4 protein-coding genes are annotated in these 3,029 nt (G+C 64.7%); 2 read left to right on the top strand and 2 right to left on the bottom strand.

The features are described from left to right. Positions 1-245 precede the first annotated feature (245 nt). Positions 246-440 carry a DUF2905 domain-containing protein gene (locus PSV33_RS07140; protein WP_300560187.1) on the top strand — a complete coding sequence of 65 codons (195 nt, stop codon included), beginning with the start codon at positions 246-248 and terminating at the stop codon, positions 438-440. A 10-nt stretch (positions 441-450) separates the two neighbouring features. Then, complete coding sequence (locus tag PSV33_RS07135) at positions 451-1,446, top strand: ROK family protein (RefSeq protein WP_300560185.1); 996 nt, start codon at positions 451-453, stop codon at positions 1,444-1,446. Positions 1,447-1,459: 13 nt separating this feature from the next. On the opposite strand, the gene PSV33_RS07130 is transcribed toward PSV33_RS07135, so the two are convergent. Together PSV33_RS07130 and PSV33_RS07125 are read right to left on the bottom strand one after the other, a co-directional pair. Beyond that, complete coding sequence (locus PSV33_RS07130) at positions 1,460-1,861, bottom strand: hypothetical protein (RefSeq protein WP_300560184.1); 402 nt, start codon at positions 1,859-1,861, stop codon at positions 1,460-1,462. Positions 1,862-1,935: 74 nt separating this feature from the next. Beyond that, a partial coding sequence (locus PSV33_RS07125) for a trehalose-6-phosphate synthase (protein ID WP_300560182.1) occupies positions 1,936-3,029 on the bottom strand: 1,094 nt, incomplete at its 5' end.

Genomic DNA, 3,029 nt, shown 5'->3' with positions numbered 1-3,029 from the left:
CGAGTTCGAGCCCGGCCCCGGCTGGACCGAGCACCGCAGGTTGCCCCCGTAGCGCAAGCGAAGGGGGACGCAGACAGCAGGGTCGCCTTTCTTTTGCTTCCTTTTCTTTGGCGAGACAAAGAAAAGGGAGTTGCCGCCGGGCAACCCCCGGCTTGCTGGCAAGCCACCAGCCGCTCAAATCATCAAGAAAAATGGACTTCCTCTTCAGCGTGCCCAGCAAGTGCAGCAGGCCCTAAACTAGCTGCATGATTCGCTGGATGCTGGTGATTTTTCTCGCGCTGATCTTCATCAGCTGGTTCACGCCCCTGCTGCACAAACTGGGCTTTGGCAAACTGCCGGGCGACTTGCGCTTCAAACTGTTCGGGCGCGAATGGTTCATTCCCTTGACGACCACCATTGTGCTGAGCCTGGTGGCCAGCCTCATCAGCCAGTTGATTTGAACCGCCTGCCATGACCAGCCCTTCACCGACCACCCCCTTCGCCGGGCCCGACATTCGCCTGCCTGCTGGCGCAGCGCCGGTGGCCTGCGTGGACATCGGCGGCACCAAGGTGGCGGTTGCCGTGGTCGATCAGCGCGGCATTCTTGGCCGGCAGGTCGAACCGACCGCCAAGGAAGGCGCAAGTGATGCGCTGGCGCGGCAGGTGATTCGCATGATCGGGGCCAGCTGCGCTGCGGCGCAAATCCGCCGCGAGGATCTGTCAGCCGTCGGCGTGGCGTCCTGCGGGCCCTTTGTACTGAACGACGGCCAGGTCGAACTCGCGGCGCCCAACATCTGCGGCGGTCTGGCCGGCGCGGCGCGCGGGCTGCCCAACCACTGGACCACGGCCTTGCTCGAAGCGCCGCTGCGCGAGGTGTTCGCCCAGGTGCGTGTTGAAAATGACGGCCTGGCCGCGCTCAAGGCCGAGCGTCGCTGGGGCGCGCTGCAGGGCATGGCTCATTGCGCTTACGTGACCTGGAGCACCGGCATCGGTGTCGGCCTGTGTGTTGACGGGCAGATGCTGCGCGGGAAAAACGGCAACGCCGGCCATGCGGGCCACATGTTTGTCAGCGACAACAACGACGCGCTGTGCGGCTGCGGCAACATCGGCGATGTCGAGGCGCTGGTGGCGGGCAATGCGATGCCGCGGCGGTTTGCTGCGTCAGGTTATCCCGATGCTGCTTCTATTTTGATAGCTGCTCGCGCAGGTGAGACGGGGGCTGTGGCCATAATTGATGGTATCTGCCGGGTAATGGGTCGGGCCCTGTACAACCTGGTCGTGACGCTGGACCTGCAGCGCATCAGCATCGGCGGCAGCGTGTTCTGGCACCACCGCGATTACCTGCTGCCGCGCCTGCAGGCCCACATCAGCGGCAGGCTGCCGGCACTGACGGACGGGTTCGTGCTGGTGCCTGCCGGCTTGCAGGACCGGGTGGGCGACTACGCGGCGCTGGCGCTGGTGGTCTGAAACGGGCCGGGTATCAGGGAATCAGCGTCCAGGGCTGGCCGCATTTGCGGCACTTGACGAGAATCTGGCCGCTGCGGCGGTCTTCCTCGACGACATCCAGCCGGCCGTATTCGGCGCATTTCGGGCAATTGGCCTGGTCGGCCACGGTTTCGGCATGCAGCAGCAAGTACAGGTAGCGGCGCAGCGCCCACAGTCCCACGGCGCCGCTGATGAGGAAGAGGGCCACGTCCACCAGCTTTTCACTGAGGGTGCCGCCGTGAAAAAGCTCCAGTGTGCCCATCAGGGCAATCGTGCAGAGCAGGGCCAGCAGCATGTGGGCATGGCTGGACATGAGCTCGCGTTCGTACCATTTGCGAAAGCCCACCTTGCGGATGCCGTCGGCCAGCGGGCGGTTGAGGTAGTTGCGTTTGACCATGTCAGTTCATTTAATGACTGAATGGTTGCACATTTCCGGCTTTCCCGCCAGACGCGCGACTGAAGGCGATGGTTCTAGTCGGGGGTGGTGTCGGACAGGGTCTGCAGAAAAGCCTTGCGCCACCAGTGCACGTCCTGGCTGCGAATGCGCTCCAGCAGCGCCTGATGCCGCCGCTGGCGCTCGTGCAGGGGCATCTGCAGCGCCAGCTGGATGCTCTCGGCCGTGCCGTGGGTGTCGTAGGGGTTGACCAGCAGCGCTTCCTTGAGTTGCTCGGCCGCGCCGGCAAAACGAGAGAGCACCAGTACCCCCGGGTCGGCCGGGTCCTGGGCCGCGATGAATTCCTTGGCGACCAGGTTCATGCCGTCCCGCAACGGCGTGACCAGGGCCACGCTGGCCACACGGTACAGGCCGGGCAGGCGCTTGCGTGCCACGTTGCGATGGATGTAGCGCACCGGCATCCAGTCCAGTTCGCCGAAGTCGCCGTTGATGGCGCCGCACAGGCTCTCCAGTTCCTGGCGCAGGCCGCTGTAGGTGTCGAGTGCCTCGCGGCTGGGCGAGGCGATCTGGATCAGTGTCGCGCTGTTGAGGTTTTCCGGGTACAGCTTGAGCAACTGCCTGAAGGCGCGCAGGCGCTGCGGCAGGCCCTTGGAATAGTCGAGCCGCTCCACGCCGAGGAGCAGGCGGCGCCGCGAGTATTCCTCCTTCATGCGCTCGTACATCTCGCGCGCTTCCTTGCCATGCGTCAGGGCCGCAAATTCATCAACGTCGATGCCAATCGGAAAGGCCTGCGCGTGCACCGTGCGCCCGAAGGCACGGAACTGATGCCGGTCCAGGGCTTCAGCACCCGCCTCCTGCCCGACATAACGCGAGAAATGGTCCACATCGGCCTGGCTCTGGAAGCCCACCAGGTCATAGGCAAACAGTGAGCGGATCAGCCATTCATGCTGGGGCACGGCCGCGAGAATCAGCGGCGGCGGCAGCGGGATGTGCAGGAAAAAGCCGATGCGGTTCTTGCAACCCATCGCGCGCAGCTCGGCGGCCATCGGGATCAGGTGATAGTCGTGCACCCAGATGGTGTCGTCGGGCCGCAGCAGCGGCATCAGCTTGCGCGCCAGCATCTGGTTGACGCGGCGGTAGCCGCCGATGAAGCCGGCATCGAAGTCGGCCA

The sequence above is a fragment of the Polaromonas sp. genome, assembly GCF_029945895.1.
Lineage (GTDB): Bacteria > Pseudomonadota > Gammaproteobacteria > Burkholderiales > Burkholderiaceae_C > Polaromonas.
Note: the sequence above shows the minus strand (reverse complement) of the source record. Positions and strands in the feature narration are given on the sequence as shown.